Consider the following 17,527-nt stretch of genomic DNA (forward strand, 5'->3'; position numbering starts at 1 on the left):
CATGTCAATATGGTTTGTTGCTTATTCTATATTACGAGTCAGGTGATGAGAATCTAAGATGCGACTAAATAATAGAGAAATAAAGGTAATAAAATGTTTGTAAGACAAGATCAGTTAGCTAAAGAGATGGGAGTAAGTGTTAGTACTTTGTGGCGCTGGCGTCGAGATGGAAAAATACCACCTGTTGTTACGCTAAGTTCTAGAGTTGTTGGGTGGCAAAGAAAAGACATTGAGCGATGGCTAGAAGAACAAAAATAGATGCACTTGTTACTGCGAGAACAGTGTTCTCGCTTAACCCCGAATTCAACTGCGAAGTGCGACACTCTCCAATATCAAGAAGCTAAAGCCATCTCCTCAAATATAATGGCTGCCTGCTTGAAGCCTAAACACTTTCTCGGACGGTAATTTATCCGCGATAAAGCGAACTCTATATCGATGTCCGTCACTGTCGTTAGATCGGTTCCTTTCTTCACATATTGCCTTAAAAGACCGTTCGCATTCTCATTAGCACCACGCTCCCAAGAACTGTACGGATGAGCAAAGTACACATCAGCCTTTAATTCTTTTGCGATGGTTTCATGACCTGCAAACTCTCGCCCGTTATCTGCCGTAATGGTATGGACATGTTTCTTATAGGGCTTCAGTAGCTCTATTGTCGCTTTGGTGACATCATCCGCTGACTTAGATGGCACTTTCTTTACCACGTAAAATCGAGTCTTACGCTCTAAAATAGTCACCATTGCACCTGTACCATGCTTACCTAGCACAGTGTCGATTTCCCAGTCACCAAACCGCTCCTTACTGTCAACGATGCTTGGTCTATCATCAATCGAAACGGCATTTTTTATCGCTGGAGCTTTCTCTTGTTTACCTCGGCGATACCGCTTATGACCTTGTCTCAAGTGACGATATAACTTACCGCCCAAGCGTTTATCTTGAGCAACAAAGCGATAGATCCACTCATGACTGACAGATGCACCAATTTTCGTTAATACATTAGAAATCTGCTCTGGACTCCAATCTGTTTCTAAAAGAAGGCGGATAAAATCGACACGTTCCTTTGGTATTCGGTATTTACGTGCTGTTTTGCGCTTTTTGGTAGACGACATCTGGGCTTCGTTAGGGCAATAATGCTCTCCCTTCCGACCGCGTTTAAGCTCACGGTATACCGTCGAGCGGTGGCACTGAACTGTTTTAGCTATTTCAGGAACCGAAATTCCCCGTTCCAAAAGAGCAGAAATCTGGTATCTTCTGCCTTCGGTCAACTGTTGATAATTCATGGTAGTACTGCTTGTTTCTTTGGCGAGAAGAGCGTACCACTTTCAGCAGTTGGCTTCCTCTTCTACATATTTCCATGAATGTCGCACTTATTATCTGAAATCGGGACCTTCATAAATATAAAGTAAGTCATTGTGTACATGATTAATAACACGAATAAAAATGCTCTTGCAGGAACCTTGTTCCTGCTTTTGTCTATCTCAGGGAGCTAATTTCATCTCGAATCTTCATTAGTTGAACGGAGAACGATGTTCTCCGAAATGACGAGAGGCAGAGTTAGGTATTATCCGACTAGTGTTTGGGTATCTCAGGCAAAGGCTGATAGCTTTCAAATGCTACTGCGAGAACACTGTTCTCGCTCACATCATCAAAAACTAAAGTTTGGTCATTTAATTAATAAATAAAAAATGCTCTTGCTAGAACTATGTTCTAGCTGTTTGTTCTCCCACTAAATACATGATTTAACTCTATGTATTAGGTCTGGCAATTGTGCTTTAATGCATTTTGATGCTTATTGGGAGGAGTTATGGCTCGGAAAAATGATGGAATTATTTGGCATTTGATGGATGCGCCGTGGTGGGTGAGTATCTTGTTCTCAGCAGGCATTTATGTTGGTTTATCTTTCCTATTGCCAGGTTTAGCGGCTCGCAGTGATAACTTCATCTTCAATGCCATTGGGCCGAATCTTCCGCAAATGGCACCGTATTTTGCTTTTTTGTTTTTAATTCCAGCTCCAATTGCGTTCTTTAAGCAGTATCAGCGAAAGCATAATTATCTTGCGACGACGTCTCAAATCAGAGCACACAAAAACACGACTCCGCTTAATTCCCTCAGTTGGATTGAATTTGAAAGCTACATTGGCGAGTACTTTAAGCAGCAAGGCTACGACGTTAAACAATCTTTCTCAAAGCAGGCCGATGGTGGGGTAGATATTTGGTTAACTAAAGACGGTGAGTTGAGTCTTGTACAATGTAAGCACTGGAAAGCTAGAAAAGTCGGAGTTCAAGTCTTAAGAGAAATGTATGGTGTGATGATCGACAATCGTGCTAGCAAAATGATCATCGTAACATCGGGAGATTTTACTTCTGAAGCCATCGCCTTTGCTCAAGAGAAGCGCCTCTGGTTGGTTAATGGTAGCGAGCTAGTCCACATGATTGAAGATGGTCGCAGCTTTATGAATAAGCCAGTCATTGATGAGCCTACACCCGATCCTCATTCCAAGGTTTGCCCAAACTGCCAGTCTAGCCTTGTGATTCGTGTTGCTAGAAAAGGCCGTAATGCGGGTAAAAGTTTCTATGGTTGCTCTGCGTATCCTAAGTGTCGCTACACTTGCGACTGTTGAATATGAGTGAGGATTCAAGCAGTTTAACCGTATAGAAGGGTGTTCTCAGAACATAAAAGTTAACCTATTGAGTCTAACTAACTGCCTGAGAAGAATGCTACTGCGAGAACACTGTTCTCGCTCAAGCCTCCACAGAAAGTTTGTTTGCTAAGAAGCATGATTGTATTTTCCTACCGACCTTTCTCTGTATCTTCTTCCCGCCCGACGTGGTCACTGAACTGTTGTTTTTCAACTGAGCAATTTAGCTGTGTAGAAAATGACAAGTTGTATTTAAATTCTTAGATTAACTAATTGAAAATTATACGGTTAAATTTTTCTTTAACTCTAGTAAGAATTTTTATGTTCTGATTGTGTTGTATTGTGTAGCGTTACAGGCTACAGTTTGTGTGAAAATTAAACAATTCTGAGGGGTAAATATGACTAATAATGACCAAAATACTCATCTGGGTATATATATCAGAAAGAATGTTATCCCTCAGGGGATGTCAGTTAAGAAAGCGGCCGAACTTATTGGAGTTGGAAGGCCCGCTCTTTCAAACTTGTTAAATGGAAAATCATCACTATCTCATGAAATGGCAAAGCGTTTAGAAAAAACCTTTGGATGCTCGAGTAAAGATTTACTTGCAATGCAGACAAACCACATCGATAGCAAGAATACAGATGAGAAGATATCGGCAAATAGTAAAGCTTATGTGCCGTTATTTTTAGCTTTAAAAGCTAACGATATTGAATATTGGGCATCTAATAATATTTCCGCTCGTACCCGATTACCTGTTTTTTTGAGAATTCTTATTAACTCCACTGGTCAGCAGCTAACTAAAGTTGACTTCCCTGGAAATGACGATGGTGAGCGTGCTGGTTGGGACGGTTTTGTTATCTCAGATGAAGGTTCGCCCTGGATACCCAAAGGAAAATCTGGTTGGGAGTTTGGTGTTACAGGTAATGTGAAAGGCAAAGCTGATGGTGATTTTGATAAAAGCGTAAAAGCTACCAGTGATAGCGATAGAGCTGATATGACTTTTGTGTTTGTAACTCCTCGTAGATGGTCAGGTAAAGCGAATTGGGTTGAGGCTAAAAAGAATGAAGGTCACTGGAAGGATGTGCGTGCTTATGATGCAAGTGATATTGAGCAATGGTTGGAACAATCTCTAGCAGCCCAGGTTTGGTTTGCTAACGAGACGCATGTTGCAGCGAAGGGAACGAGAAGTCTAGATAAATGTTGGAAGGATTGGGCAAATGTCTCTGAGCCTCCTCTATCTGAAAAAATATTCAACTCTGCAATTCAAGCGGCTAAAAGAACGCTTATGTCTCGTCTATCTAAGCCTGTCGATGGGCCAACTATCATTGCTGCGGACTCAATTGAGGAAGGGCTGGCTTTTATATCACAGCTATTAAGTGAAAGAGGGGGAGAGGAACTCACGCCATACAGAGACCAAACTTTAGTCTTTGATGAATTCGGAACGTTAACTCAATTAGCTGAAAGTACGCAAAAGTTTATTGCTGTTGTTCATGATCGAAAAATTGAACAGGAACTTGCTCCTTATGCTCATAAATTACATTCGATAGTCGTCTATCCTCGCAATGCTATGCATATTGAACCTCATGTGACTTTAGAGCCTGCTAGTAGTGAGTCTTTCAATGATGCAATGGCTGATATGGGGAAAAATCGAGATGAAACACAGCGATTAGCCAACGAGTCTGGGCGTTCTCCAACTGTTTTAAGACGTAGGTTATCACAGCTTCCTGCTATTCGATTACCTACGTGGGCTAATAATGTACAAACCAAAGAGCAACTGATTCCATTCTTATTTGTTGGGGCGTGGAGCAGTAAAAACGATACAGATAAAATTGGCGTAGAGTTGTTATCTGGTGACAAAACGTACACGCAGTTAGAAAGAGAGTTTCGACAACTAGCTCAGATGAACGACTCACCTGTTTGGGTTACTGATGGATATTGTGGGATTATTTCTAAGTTAGATGTTCTATTTGCAATAAGTGATGTCCTGACTAGTGAAGACCTTAAACGATTTTTTGATGTAGCTAGGATAGTGCTAGGGGAAGATGATCCCGCACTCGACCTTGATGAGGATACAAGGTGGGCTGCATCAATTTATGGAAAGGTTCGCGAGTTTTCGGGTGTATTTCGCCAGAGCATATCAGAAACATTAGTTTTATTGTCCGTACATGGAGAGACCTTATTTAAAGGTCGATTGGACTTTAGAGTGTCGCTAGAGGTGTCTGACCTAATAAGAGAGTTGCTTGGTTCGCCATTGACGCTCCGAAAATTGGAAGCTCATGCACGAGATCTTCCACTGTATGCGGAAGCTTCACCAGATGAGTTCTTATCGATATTAGAATCTGACCTAAAAAGTGATTCTCCGACAATAACTGAATTATTACGCCCTGTTGGTTCAGGGCCATTTATTCATCCAAGTAGGACGGGATTACTTTGGGCTTTAGAGGGGCTATCTTGGAACCCAATTACAATGCCAAGAGCAGTCATGATTCTTGCTCAGCTCGCTCAAGTTGAAATAGACGACAATTGGTCAAATAAACCAATTAATTCGTTGTTATCTATTTTTAGGTCGTGGATGCCGCAAACCGCTGCTGATGTTCACTCTAGAATAGCTCAGGTAAAACGCATCATTAACAAGTACCCAGATGTAGGATGGCGTGTATGCGTTAGCCAGTTTGACTCACGTAACACAATTGGTGATTACAGTAGCAAGCCTAAATGGAGAACGGATGGTTTTGGGTATGGGGAACCAATTAGGCAGACTAGCAATATCAAGTTATTCATTGATGAAATGATTTCATTGGCCTTGAGCCGCAATGACTACACATTCTCGATGCTAACGGACTTGGTAGATAGCTTACGAGACCTAAATGAAAAGGAACAAGACCGTATTTGGTCGATAATACAAGATTGGGCGATGACTAAGGCATCTGATAAAGAGAAGGCTCTTTTGCGCGAGAAGGTTCGGACTACATTATTCTCCAAACGCGCTTTAAATCGAGGAGACGTTAGTCAACTTGCTAAGTCTGTTTATCAGAACTTGGAGCCTAAAGACCTTTTGAATAAACATAGTTGGTTATTTCAACAGGGATGGTTAGAGCTTTCTGCGGATGAAGTTGAGGATATTGATAGCTTTGACTTTGCTGCTAGAGATAAACATGTTCAGCAGTTAAAAACCATGGCACTTCGCGAAGTTTTTGACCAAAAAGGTATTCCAGGAGTGCTGGAGTTGGCTAGCCTGGGTGGGGCAGCGTGGGAAATAGGATCACTTTGTGTTCGTTTTATTTTTGATCGTTCAACAAGTATTGCTTTTATAAGCCATTGCTTCAATTTAATTTTGGAACAAAGGAGTAGCCATCATCATCAGAATGCACTATCTGGTGCAATTACAGCGATACAGGGTGATAGCGAGATAAAGTCGATCCTAAAAGAAGTTGCTAGCAGTTTGTCTGAGAGTGAGTACGTCGAATTATTGCTCATGGCTCCATATGGGAAGTCTATATGGGAAATTGTAAGCAGTATCGGTTCAACTGCTGAAGAGTCCTATTGGAATCGAGTTTCCCCTTCTTGGATTTGTTCGAGTAAAGAAGAAAATATTGAAGGTGTGCATAGGTTGTTAAGTGTGAAGCGACCTAGGGCTGCTTTTCACAGTATACAGCACCACCCTGAGTATCTAGATATAAAAACGTTATACAACTTGCTTTCTGATATTGCAAAAGGAGGGGATGAGGAATCTGGGCTGTTTAGACTTGATAGTTACCACGTAAGGGAAGCATTTAAGATAATTAGTACTACGTCCGAGCTATCGCTTGATGAAAAAGCTGTTCTTGAGTTTGCATTTTTGGAGCTACTTTCTTCAAGGTTGGGTGGTGAAAAAAGTAACAATGCTATTTCTAACTTAGAAAAGTACGTGGAGATTCACCCTGAGCTATTTGTTCAGGCTATTACATGGGCCTATAAGAGAAAAGATGGTCAATCTGATCCAAGTGACATCCAAGTTCCTAAAGAGCGAAAGGAGAGCTTGGCAAACAGAGGACACAATTTGCTCGAAACTCTTTCTGTAGTTCCTGGACACAACGAGCTTGGAGATCTAGAAATGAAGCGCTTAAGAAAGTGGATTGAGTCTGTCCGTAAGTCATGTAGTGAATTGAGTCGCCTAGAAATAGGAGACTTGTGTATTGGTAAACTTCTATCTAATTCAAAGGTTGGAAAGGATGGTATCTGGCCTTGCGAAGAAATCAGGGAAGTCATAGAGGACATTCAGTCAGAAGACATAATGAGGGGTATGAGTAACGGCCTGTACAATTCTCGTGGTGTAACTAGTCGATCTCCAGATGAAGGTGGGAATCAAGAGCGAAAGCTAGCTGAGAAATACAGAGGTTTTGGACAAAAACTTTTGCCATTTTACCCTTATGTAGCGACAAAGCTTCTATTCGCTATAGCAGATACTTATGAATATGATGCTACAAGACATGATGAGGACTTAAATATAAGAATGCGCTTGCTTAAATGATTAGGCAGTGTTTTTTTTACTGCCATCACCAAATATAGACTATGAAGGTGAGCATCTAATTAGTTATCGATCTGCAAACTTGGCAAGGCATAGGTGTTCAGATTAGTATTGGAAGAAGACAGAGAAGAGTGCGTGATCGGGGCTTACCTGACCCATTACCTGACCCAAAATCGTCAGGTACAAAAAAAGGTTAGTAAACACTACGCTTACTAACCTTCTGGAATTTGGTGGCCCCTCCCAGACTTGAACTGGGGACCAATCGATTATGAGTCGACTGCTCTAACCACTGAGCTAAGGGGCCAAACTGGTGAATGATTATAGGTGAAGCGAGGGGATGTGTCTAGATGCTGGGTGGGGTATTTGCGCTTAGTTTTTATTCACTTAGAACGCCAGATAGCAAAAAGGTGAGCTTTCGCTCACCTTTTATTTCGTATCGCTTAAAAACACTGCAGTGTTTATTCGTCAAGGAAGCTTCTAAGGGTTTCTGAGCGGCTTGGGTGACGTAGCTTACGCAGGGCTTTCGCTTCAATCTGACGGATACGCTCACGCGTTACGTCGAATTGTTTACCCACTTCTTCCAATGTGTGGTCGGTATTCATATCAATACCAAAACGCATACGCAGCACTTTGGCTTCACGTGGCGTTAGGCCAGACAAGACATCGCGTGTTGCGCCGCGTAGGCTGGTCGATGTCGCTGAATCAAGTGGCAGCTCAAGCGTGGTATCTTCAATGAAGTCACCTAGGTGCGAGTCTTCGTCATCACCAATTGGGGTTTCCATGGAGATTGGCTCTTTCGCAATCTTCAGCACTTTACGGATCTTGTCTTCCGGCATTTGCATGCGTTCCGCCAATTCTTCCGGCAGTGGTTCTCGGCCCATTTCTTGTAGCATCTGACGAGAGATACGATTCAGTTTGTTGATCGTTTCAATCATGTGCACCGGAATACGGATCGTACGGGCTTGGTCTGCGATAGAACGGGTAATCGCCTGACGAATCCACCATGTTGCGTAAGTGGAGAATTTGTAACCACGACGGTATTCAAATTTATCCACCGCTTTCATAAGACCGATGTTACCTTCTTGGATCAGATCTAAGAACTGTAGACCACGGTTGGTGTATTTCTTGGCGATAGAAATCACCAGACGCAAGTTGGCTTCAACCATCTCTTTCTTCGCACGGCGAGCTTTCGCCTCACCGATAGACATACGACGGCTGATGTCTTTAATGCGCGTGACACTCAATGACGTTTCATTCTCGATAATATCGAGTTTTTGAATGGAACGGCGAATGTCGTCTTCGCGTGAACGAATTTTCTCAGCGTACGGCTTGTTCGATGCTAGAACTTCGTCTAACCAAGCTTCGCTTGATTCGTTGCCGGTAAAGAGGGCAATGAACGATTTCTTCGGCATTTTTGCGTATTCAACCACGTGCTTCATGATGAGACGTTCTTGAGTACGGACGCGTTCCATTGAGTTACGCAGCGTGTTCACTAAGTGATCAAACTGTTTCGGAGTCAGACGAAACTCACGGAAAACTTCTTGAACCAAGTCGGTTGCGGAGCGAGACGCTTTACTGTCGTCGCCGTGCTCGTTAATCGCAAGCTGTAGGTTCTGGAATTGGTTGCGTAGATTGGTAAACTTCTCTAGCGCCAATTCTGGATCGATACCTACGTCTTCTTCTTCCTCGTCGGCATCGGTTTTGTTTTCGCTGTTTTCGTCATCGTCGTCGCTATCATCGTCGGCAACGTCTTTTTTGCTGGCACCTAAATCGGTTTCAACCAGCTCTGAACCGATGTGAGTCGCTGTTGGTCCTTGCGAACCATCATCGTCAGGGTCAACAAACCCTGAAATCAAATCCGTTAAGCGTAATTCTTCAGCTTGAACTTTATCAAACTGTTCAAGAATATAAGGGATGGTACCTGGGTACTCAGCAACGGCGCTTTGTACTTGGTTAATCCCATCTTCAATACGCTTAGCAATATCGATCTCACCTTCACGGGTTAACAGTTCAACTGTGCCCATTTCACGCATGTACATGCGAACAGGATCGGTAGTGCGACCGATTTCACTTTCTACACTTGAAAGTGCGGCTGCGGCAGCTTCTGCAGCGTCTTCATCGGTAATATTGTTATCATCATTTAGCGCCAGATCATCGGCATCGGGTGCGGTTTCTACAACCTTAATACCCATGTCGTTAATCATTTGAATAATATCTTCTACTTGCTCTGAATCTACGATCTCAGCAGGTAAGTGGTCATTGACTTCGGCGTAGGTCAGATAGCCTTGCTCTTTGCCTTTCAGGACAAGTAGTTTCAGCTGTGACTGCGGATTTTGATCCATAGACGGTATCCAACTTCGTATCTGGTGAAGGAATAAGTATGCGAAATGCAAACCACGTATTATAACAAATAGAACATAGACTGGCTAGATATTAATCAGGGTTACGCTTTCAAGTCGCTCATTAGCGCTAGTAGCTCCCTCTTCTCCTCGGCTGATAAACCGACGCTTCTTTCTTTAGCTAGCAGTGTTTCTATTTGTTTTTCTACACACTGGGCCAATATTTTGTCCAATGAGTCTATAAATAATTCTTCTAAATTATCGTCAACAACTGGGATATCCCAGCTTGCTAGACGAGAAAGTAATGCTTCATTTTTATGATTACGCCAATGCTCTAGCAGTTGACCAGTTCTTATATTGGGTCTTTGCGAACAATTATCAAGGACCTCGACCAGTAAACTTAAACCGGGGATCGGTAACGCTTTCACTGGGCTAAGATCGGGCACCAATTCAGCATAGTTCGGATTTTGCAGAAGCAAAGCAATCACCTCACGCATGGGCGTTCTTTTTATCTCTTTATGAGGTTGAGGTGCTTGGTTATTGTTCTGTTTTACGACCGGTTTTTTATAAAATCCGGTTTTTTGTTCCAAAATCCGTAGTAACTGTTCTTGTAGGTATTCGTCGGGTACCTTCTGAATCAGCGGAAGGGCGAGGGCTTCTAAAGCCGCTTTTCCTTCATTGTTGCCGACATCGACTTGTGATAATAAATTGGTAAACAGGTATTTAGACAATGGTTCGGCATTGTGTACTTCACGTTCAAACGCCTCTTTACCATGTTGTCGTATATAGCTGTCTGGGTCTTCACCATCAGGTAAAAATAAAAATTTTAAGACATTCCCGCTTTTTAGGTAGCCCAACGCGTTTTCAAGTGCCCGCCAAGCGGCTTCTCGTCCTGCGCGGTCACCATCGTAGCAGCACACAACAGTATTCGTTTGACGGAATAATTGCTGCAGGTGATCCCCAGTGGTTGAGGTACCCAGTGATGCCACGGAGTAATCAACACCATATTGCGCCAGTGCGACCACATCCATATAGCCTTCGACCACGAGGATTTGCGGCGGTTCACGATAGGCTTGCAATACTTCATACAAGCCATACAATTCTTTTCCTTTATGGAAAATGGGCGTCTCTGGCGAGTTGAGGTACTTTGGCGTGCCTTCTCCGGTTATGCGCCCACCAAAGCCAATCACACGACCACGACGGTCTCGGATCGGAAACATGATGCGCCCACGGAAACGGTCGTAGCGATTCCCTTTATCATTTTCAATGAGCATACCACCGCTGACCAACATATCTTGTGTTGCGCGGTTTTGCCCAAAGTTTTTACGAATCAGATCCCACTCATCAGCCACATAGCCGATGCCAAATTTTTGCACAATATCGCTGCTTAAACCGCGATTTTTGAGGTAATCAATGGCGACTTTGTTGGCTGATTGACGCAGTTGCTGTTGATAAAATTGAGCGATGTTGCCCATTAAATCATAGAGATTACGTTTGGTTTCCGGGTTGGCTTTCGGTGCTTGGTTGTGTGAGTGCGAATGAGTAGAACGCTCTTCACGCGGTACATCGACACCAGCGGTGGATGCGAGTTCTTCAATGGCCTCAGGAAATTCTAGCCGCTCGTACTCCATAAGGAAGTCGATGGCGTTGCCATGTACTCCACAGCCGAAGCAATGGTAGAACTGTTTTTCCTGACTGACACTAAAAGAAGGGGATTTTTCGTTATGAAATGGACAGCAAGCTGAGTAGTTCTTGCCTGTTTTTTTAAGTTTTACTCGTGCATCAATAATATCGACTATATCAAGTCGAGTTAAGAGATCATCGATGAAGCTACGAGGAATATGACCAGCCATAAAACTTAAAAAGAAGCTCCAATAGTAATAAAGAAAAATACAAACAAGCCGTGCATCTCAATGAAGAGAGCACGGCTTGATGTAATTAGGGGCTGGGTTTTATGCGAGTTTCGTTTTCACTAATCCGCTAACTTTCCCCATATCAGCGCGCCCTTGAAGTTGCGGCTTCAAAAGTGCCATTACTTTACCCATGTCTTGCATGCCTGACGCTGAACTTTCCGTAATCGCATTATCAATGAATGCGGAGACTTCTTCTTCAGTTAAAGGTTGAGGCATAAAATCCTCAAGGATTGTAATTTCAGCTTTTTCCGCTGCAGCAAGATCTTCACGACCTGCTGATTCATATTGAGCAAATGAATCGCGACGCTGTTTAACCATCTTAGTCAATACAGCAACGATGTCATCGTCGGAAAGAGTAATCTTTTCGTCGACTTCACGCTGTTTAATGGCTGATAAGGCCAAACGAATTGTGCCAAGGCGTTGTTTATCCCTGGCCTTCATCGCTAATTTTTGCTCTTCTTTGAGTTGATCAATAAGAGCCATAACCAATTCCTATGTTGAAATTAGTTATTAGTACAAGCGAACGCGACGTGCGTTTTCACGAGCAAGCTTTTTAGCGTGACGCTTTTGAGCTGCTGCTTTAGCGCGTTTGCGAACGGTAGTTGGTTTTTCATAGTGCTCACGACGACGCACTTCAGAAAGGATACCTGCTTTTTCACAAGAGCGCTTAAAACGACGTAGAGCTACGTCGAACGGTTCGTTTTCACGTACTTTAACTACTGGCATATGCCTTTCACCTCGGGGATTAATTCGTTAATGCTGATTTCTCTTTACCGTTACAAACGTTCTTTTCTAGGAAAAGGCGTTGAACGGGTTTTTCACCAGCGAGATCAAAAATGGTGCGGAATTTTAATCCGAACACCATCGCTTTGTAAAGACTTTTATCGCCGATAGTCTGTACAAAATTTGTTTGTAATGCAAACCCGAGGTAACATGACGCCAATTTAGAATTAACCACGATGGCGTGCGAAGAAAATTATGCGCATTTTAGGTATCGAAACCTCTTGTGATGAGACGGGTATTGCGATTTACGATGATGAGCAGGGCTTATTATCACATCAATTATACAGCCAAGTAAAATTGCATGCAGATTATGGCGGAGTAGTGCCGGAGTTGGCCTCTCGTGACCATGTCAAAAAAGCCGTGCCATTAATAAAACAGGCGTTAGCGGACGCCAAACTGACGCCCGCCGATATCGATGGCGTGGCGTATACCGCCGGTCCGGGATTAGTCGGCGCGCTGCTAGTGGGCGCTACCATTGGGCGTAGTTTAGCCTATGCGTGGGGTGTGCCTGCTGTGGCGGTCCATCATATGGAAGGCCATTTGCTCGCTCCGATGTTAGAAGACTCTCCACCGGAGTTTCCGTTTATCGCGATGCTGGTCTCTGGCGGACACACCATGATTGTTGAAGTGCGTGGCATCGGTGATTACACCATTTTAGGGGAGTCGATTGATGATGCGGCCGGTGAAGCGTTTGATAAAACCGCCAAACTGATGGGGCTGGATTACCCCGGTGGACCGTTGCTGGCGAAATTGGCGGAAAAAGGCACGCCAGGGCGCTTTAAATTCCCGCGTCCGATGACGGACCGCCCAGGGCTCGATATGAGTTTCTCTGGATTAAAAACCTTTACGGCGAACACCATCGCGGCGAATGAGAATGATGAGCAAACCCGCGCCGATATCGCCTATGCATTCCAAGAAGCGGTATGTGATACGTTAGCGATTAAGTGCAAACGAGCGTTGCAGCAGACTGGATTAAAACGCATTGTGATCGCCGGTGGGGTGAGCGCGAATATTTCGCTGCGTCAGTCACTCGAAGCGTTAGCCAATAAAGTGGGCGGAAGTGTGCATTATCCACGGACTGAGTTCTGTACGGATAACGGCGCGATGATTGCCTACGCGGGCATGCAGCGTTTGAAAAATAACGAAGTGACCGATTTGAGCATTGAAGCTCGTCCTCGTTGGCCGATTGATGAGTTATCTCCCATCGCTTAGCCGCCATGGATGCGAAGCTGTTGACAATAAAATGGTCGCCAATCAGGCGGCCTTTTTTTCGTCTTGTCGGTCAAGATTCACGACTTGGATTGTTTGTCACCGAATTTGGGTTCGGTGCCTAAGAGGAGTCGACGAATATTTTGATGGTGGCGTAAAACAATTAAGCAACACAACATAGACACAGGCAGAGTGTATTGTGGGTTGACCATCCAAGTGTAGAGTGGGGTAAGTAGGGCGGTAATGATCGCAGCTAATGAGGAAAACCGAAACACGGCAACGGTCACAAGCCAAGTGAGCATACTCATCAGCGCCAAACTTAAGCCGATAGGGGCAATCGCACCCAAGGCAGTCGCGACGCCTTTGCCACCACGAAAATGGAAAAAAATGGGGTACATGTGGCCTAGGCAAGCGGCAATGGCAATCACACCAAGCACAAACGCATCGATGCCCAAAAAGTAACTGCCCCATACGGGAATCGTGCCTTTGAGCATGTCCACCAAGAAAACTGCTGATGCGGCTTTTTTGCCCCCCAAACGCAATATATTGGTCGCGCCTGGGTTCATTGAGCCGGACAATCTGGGATCGGGTAAGCGAACCAAACGACAAATTAACACGGCACTGGAAATTGACCCGAGCAAATACGCGAAAATAGTCATAATTAGGGCCAGTGGCGTCATAGGTGCCTCGAGGTTATGGTTCGTGTCTGACAGTCTACCATTGTGTGCGTGAATGGATCGGAAAAAAAAGAGTTGGATTTCACATTTTGATATTGTTTCGGTATATCATAGCGTGACACTGAAATAGTACGATTTTTTAAGCAGTTTGGGTATCCGACCTGTTAAAGGAAATAAGTAAATTATGGATAAAGTTTTTATCGACCAATTGGATGTCATTGCCACAATTGGTGTCTATGACTGGGAACAACAGATCAAACAGAAGTTAACGCTTGATATTGAAATGGCCCATGATAATCGCCCGGCTGGATTAAGCGATAATGTGGCGGATGCGTTGGATTACGCCTCGGTCAGTCAGGCCATTTTGCAGCATGTGGAAGGCGGCGCATTTTTGCTGGTCGAGAGGGTGGCTGAAGAGATCGCCGATTTGGTTATGTCGCAATTTAATGTGCCTTGGATCCGAGTGACCGTTGCGAAACCGAAAGCCGTTGCCCAAGCACGCAGTGTCGGAGTTGTGATTGAACGAGGACACGTATGATCACCACCTATGTTGGCATAGGCAGTAATATTGACCGCTACACCCATGTTGAGGCGGCAATACAAGAGCTCTCTCAATTGGGAACCGAGCTCAACATCTCGACCATTTATGAGTCGTTACCCATTGGGTTTGATGGCCGCCCTTTTTTTAATTTGGTGGCCGAGTTTAGAACATCGTTATCCTTAGCAGAGCTGGCTAGGCAGTTGCGTGACATAGAATTACGTTGGGGGCGATCGGAACAAGCGCAAAAAAATGAGGATCGCACGTTGGATCTCGACATTGTGCTTTATGGCGATGTTTGCTCTACGCAAAAACCTGAGCTTCCGCGTTCAGATATTTATCGCTTTCCTTTTGTTATTCAGCCTTTATTTGAATTGTGTCCGGAACTTATTCTGCCCGGTGACGGTCGTTCTATACGGCAGATCTGGTTACAGTCAGATCACTTACACCTCATCACACCAGTAGAAACTTGGTTTAATATAACAACGATAGAGTAATTTAATGGATATAATTCAGAGTGCTATCCTCGGATTGGTTGAAGGCGTTACAGAGTTCCTTCCGATTTCGTCAACCGGACATTTGATTGTAGTCAGTGAGTGGCTAGGCTTACCACAAAGTGATAGTAATAAAGCATTTGAAGTGATCATTCAGTTATCGGCAATTTTAGCGGTACTGACCAATTATAAAGAACGTCTTCACCCCAAGCATATTGCGCTTTGGGTGAAAGTCTTTATTGCTTTTCTACCGATCGCAGCGATTGGTTTCCTGCTAAAAGATGAAGTGAAATCGCTGTTTACGATTACCGTTGTGCCTATCATGTTTATCGTCGGGGGGGTCATCTTCTTATGGATGGAACACTACCTCAAAGGTCGTGAACCGACGACGCATTCGTTAGATACGATTACTTATCGTCAAGCGATGGCCATTGGTATTGCGCAAGTGTTTGCGTTAATTCCGGGGACGAGCCGTGCGGGATCCACCATTGTTGGGGCGTTGCTGGCTGGCGTTAATCGTACAGTGAGTGCGGAATTTTCTTTCTTGTTAGCCTTACCTGTGATGGTCGCGGCGGGCGGCTTAGAGCTCTTGGAAAACTATAAAGATTTCTCTCACGCTCAATTAACTACCTTGGTCGTGGGGTTTGTGGTGAGTTATCTATCGGCTTGGATCGTAATGAAATTGTTCTTAGCCTTTTTGAATCGCTTTACCTTTAACGCTTTTGGTATTTATCGCATCATTTTTGGTGCTGCTTTACTGTTGTGGTTGTATGCGTAACGCGTCTTGAACTCGCTAACGATGCGATGTGCAGACGGTTAAGCGTGCTTAGAGCAAGCGCTAGCATATTCGATCCTATAGATGCCATATGCTATAACAGAAGCCATTCGTAATGTTTAACGTATTATGCCGCTTAATTGCGGCATAATTTTCAATGATGAGTAGAAATTTATGCGCGTCTTTGCAGTGGCATTGATGGTATTACTCGGCATTTTGCAATACACACTTTGGTTTGGAAAAAACGGAGTGTCGGATTATCAAAAAGTGTCGAGTGAAATCGCAGCCCAAGAAAAAGTGAATGCGAATTTGCATGAGCGTAATCAAGAAATGTTTGCGGAGATCGATGATTTGCGCAAAGGAAAAGATGCGATTGAAGAGCGGGCACGCCATGAGCTCGGTTTGGTAAAAAAAGGCGAAACGTTTTATCGCATTATTGGGGACGACAATAAGGAAGACGCTCAATGATCGCAACAATTACAGCGATTGTTCCCGCGGCGGGTATTGGCAGCCGCATGAGAGCCGATCGTCCCAAGCAATATTTGTCGTTACTAGGCAAAACCGTGTTAGAGCACACGGTCGAGAAACTGCTCAGCCATCCCAATATTGGTCAGGTGGTGGTCGCGGTGAGTGATGATGATCCTTACTATGCACAGTTAGCCCTCGCTCAACACCCACGGGTTATTTCTGTGCGTGGTGGCGATGAACGTGCACATTCGGTGCTGTCAGCGTTAGACTATGTCCACCATCACATACCAAGCGAATGGGTTATGGTGCACGATGCGGCGAGACCGTGTGTGCATTTGTCCGATATTACCCAGTTGATTGACGCTGTGATCACTCATGATGTTGGGGGCATTTTGGCTGCGCCAGTTCGCGATACCATGAAGCGTTCCGGAGCCGATAATTCCATTACTCATACCGTTGACAGGCAAGCGCTGTGGCATGCGCTTACGCCGCAAATGTTTCGTACTGAGGCGTTATTAACAACATTAGGGGATGCTCTGCAACAAGGTGTCACTTTAACGGATGAAGCCTCGGCATTTGAATGGATCGGCCAACAGCCAGCGCTTATTGCTGGGCGTTCTGATAATATTAAAATTACTCAACCTGAAGATCTCGCATTAGCCGAGTTTTATTTACGACGTGATAAGGAGTCGACATGATACGAGTTGGCCATGGTTTTGATGTACATAAATTTGGTGGCGAAGGCCCGGTGATAATTGGTGGTGTGGCCATTCCTTATGAACTCGGTTTGATTGCTCACTCTGATGGTGATGTGGCTTTGCATGCGCTCTGTGATGCGTTGTTAGGTGCCATCGCTGAAGGCGATATTGGCCGACACTTCCCTGATACTGACGATCAATGGAAGGGAGCGAACAGTCGTGATTTACTCAAAGATGTGTATCGCCGTGTTAAAGAGTGTGGCTATATTTTAGGCAATACCGATATCACCATTATTGCGCAAGCCCCTAAGATGGCGCCCCATATTGAAGACATGTGTGCCGCGATTGCTCACGATCTCGAATGTGAACTTGGGCAAGTCAATGTGAAAGCAACGACCAGTGAACGCCTCGGATTTACTGGGCGTAAAGAAGGCATTGCATGTGAAGCTGTGGTGTTGTTGACCCGAGCGTAAAGCAGACGGAAAAG

Annotated in this window: 16 protein-coding genes and 1 tRNA gene; 10 read left to right on the plus strand and 7 right to left on the minus strand. The window is 44.3% G+C overall.

The window, feature by feature from the left end:
- Window positions 1-93: 93 nt before the first annotated feature.
- Window positions 94-258 carry a helix-turn-helix transcriptional regulator gene (locus EAE30_RS07485; RefSeq protein ID WP_000498071.1) on the plus strand — a complete coding sequence of 55 codons (165 nt, stop codon included), beginning with the start codon at window positions 94-96 and terminating at the stop codon, window positions 256-258.
- A 74-nt stretch (window positions 259-332) separates the two neighbouring features.
- Here the strand turns inward: EAE30_RS07485 and EAE30_RS07490 are convergent, their stop codons facing one another.
- Window positions 333-1,280: an IS30 family transposase gene (locus EAE30_RS07490; RefSeq protein ID WP_123014135.1), complete on the minus strand. Its 948-nt coding sequence runs from the start codon at window positions 1,278-1,280 to the stop codon at window positions 333-335.
- A gap of 524 nt (window positions 1,281-1,804) precedes the next feature.
- On the opposite strand from EAE30_RS07490, the gene EAE30_RS07495 reads away from it, so the two are divergent.
- Window positions 1,805-2,620 carry a restriction endonuclease gene (locus EAE30_RS07495; protein WP_123015370.1) on the plus strand — a complete coding sequence of 272 codons (816 nt, stop codon included), beginning with the start codon at window positions 1,805-1,807 and terminating at the stop codon, window positions 2,618-2,620.
- A gap of 416 nt (window positions 2,621-3,036) precedes the next feature.
- Window positions 3,037-7,149: a helix-turn-helix transcriptional regulator gene (locus EAE30_RS07500; protein ID WP_123015371.1), complete on the plus strand. Its 4,113-nt coding sequence runs from the start codon at window positions 3,037-3,039 to the stop codon at window positions 7,147-7,149.
- A gap of 225 nt (window positions 7,150-7,374) precedes the next feature.
- On the opposite strand, the gene EAE30_RS07505 is transcribed toward EAE30_RS07500, so the two are convergent.
- The 5 genes from EAE30_RS07505 to rpsU form a co-directional block, all read right to left on the minus strand.
- A tRNA-Ile gene (locus tag EAE30_RS07505) sits at window positions 7,375-7,450 on the minus strand.
- Window positions 7,451-7,604: 154 nt separating this feature from the next.
- Window positions 7,605-9,488 carry an RNA polymerase sigma factor RpoD gene (gene rpoD / locus EAE30_RS07510; protein ID WP_123015372.1) on the minus strand — a complete coding sequence of 628 codons (1,884 nt, stop codon included), beginning with the start codon at window positions 9,486-9,488 and terminating at the stop codon, window positions 7,605-7,607.
- 101 nt (window positions 9,489-9,589) lie between these two features.
- Window positions 9,590-11,338 (minus strand): DNA primase, encoded by a 1,749-nt coding sequence (gene dnaG / locus EAE30_RS07515; protein WP_123015373.1) that lies wholly within the window; start codon window positions 11,336-11,338, stop codon window positions 9,590-9,592.
- 99 nt (window positions 11,339-11,437) lie between these two features.
- Window positions 11,438-11,881, minus strand: a complete 444-nt coding sequence (locus tag EAE30_RS07520) for a GatB/YqeY domain-containing protein (protein WP_123015374.1) — start codon at window positions 11,879-11,881, stop codon at window positions 11,438-11,440.
- A 27-nt stretch (window positions 11,882-11,908) separates the two neighbouring features.
- A complete protein-coding gene (rpsU, locus tag EAE30_RS07525) occupies window positions 11,909-12,124 on the minus strand; it encodes a 30S ribosomal protein S21 (protein ID WP_001145625.1) in 216 nt (71 codons plus the stop codon).
- A gap of 252 nt (window positions 12,125-12,376) precedes the next feature.
- Between rpsU and tsaD the strand changes: the two genes are divergently transcribed.
- On the plus strand, window positions 12,377-13,393 hold the full coding sequence (tsaD, locus tag EAE30_RS07535; protein WP_123015376.1) for a tRNA (adenosine(37)-N6)-threonylcarbamoyltransferase complex transferase subunit TsaD: 1,017 nt from the start codon (window positions 12,377-12,379) through the stop codon (window positions 13,391-13,393).
- Window positions 13,394-13,470: 77 nt separating this feature from the next.
- Here the strand turns inward: tsaD and plsY are convergent, their stop codons facing one another.
- Window positions 13,471-14,070, minus strand: a complete 600-nt coding sequence (gene plsY / locus EAE30_RS07540; RefSeq protein ID WP_123015377.1) for a glycerol-3-phosphate 1-O-acyltransferase PlsY — start codon at window positions 14,068-14,070, stop codon at window positions 13,471-13,473.
- A gap of 181 nt (window positions 14,071-14,251) precedes the next feature.
- Between plsY and folB the strand changes: the two genes are divergently transcribed.
- The 6 genes from folB (at window position 14,252) to ispF (ending at window position 17,513) form a co-directional block, all read left to right on the plus strand.
- On the plus strand, window positions 14,252-14,605 hold the full coding sequence (gene folB, locus EAE30_RS07545; RefSeq protein ID WP_123015378.1) for a dihydroneopterin aldolase: 354 nt from the start codon (window positions 14,252-14,254) through the stop codon (window positions 14,603-14,605).
- Window positions 14,602-15,102, plus strand: coding sequence for a 2-amino-4-hydroxy-6-hydroxymethyldihydropteridine diphosphokinase (folK, locus tag EAE30_RS07550; protein WP_123015379.1), 501 nt, complete (start codon window positions 14,602-14,604; stop codon window positions 15,100-15,102). The genes folB and folK overlap by 4 nt, the downstream gene beginning before the upstream one ends.
- Window positions 15,103-15,106: 4 nt before the next feature.
- On the plus strand, window positions 15,107-15,877 hold the full coding sequence (locus EAE30_RS07555; protein WP_123015380.1) for an undecaprenyl-diphosphate phosphatase: 771 nt from the start codon (window positions 15,107-15,109) through the stop codon (window positions 15,875-15,877).
- Between the two features lie 171 nt (window positions 15,878-16,048).
- A complete protein-coding gene (gene ftsB, locus EAE30_RS07560) occupies window positions 16,049-16,342 on the plus strand; it encodes a cell division protein FtsB (RefSeq protein WP_123015381.1) in 294 nt (97 codons plus the stop codon).
- On the plus strand, window positions 16,342-17,040 hold the full coding sequence (ispD, locus tag EAE30_RS07565) for a 2-C-methyl-D-erythritol 4-phosphate cytidylyltransferase (RefSeq protein WP_123017293.1): 699 nt from the start codon (window positions 16,342-16,344) through the stop codon (window positions 17,038-17,040). The genes ftsB and ispD overlap by 1 nt, the downstream gene beginning before the upstream one ends.
- Window positions 17,037-17,513 carry a 2-C-methyl-D-erythritol 2,4-cyclodiphosphate synthase gene (gene ispF, locus EAE30_RS07570; protein ID WP_123015382.1) on the plus strand — a complete coding sequence of 159 codons (477 nt, stop codon included), beginning with the start codon at window positions 17,037-17,039 and terminating at the stop codon, window positions 17,511-17,513. The genes ispD and ispF overlap by 4 nt, the downstream gene beginning before the upstream one ends.
- The last annotated feature ends 14 nt before the right edge of the window (window positions 17,514-17,527 follow it).

It is taken from the genome of Vibrio zhugei, from assembly GCF_003716875.1.
Taxonomy (GTDB): Bacteria; Pseudomonadota; Gammaproteobacteria; order Enterobacterales; family Vibrionaceae; genus Vibrio; species Vibrio zhugei.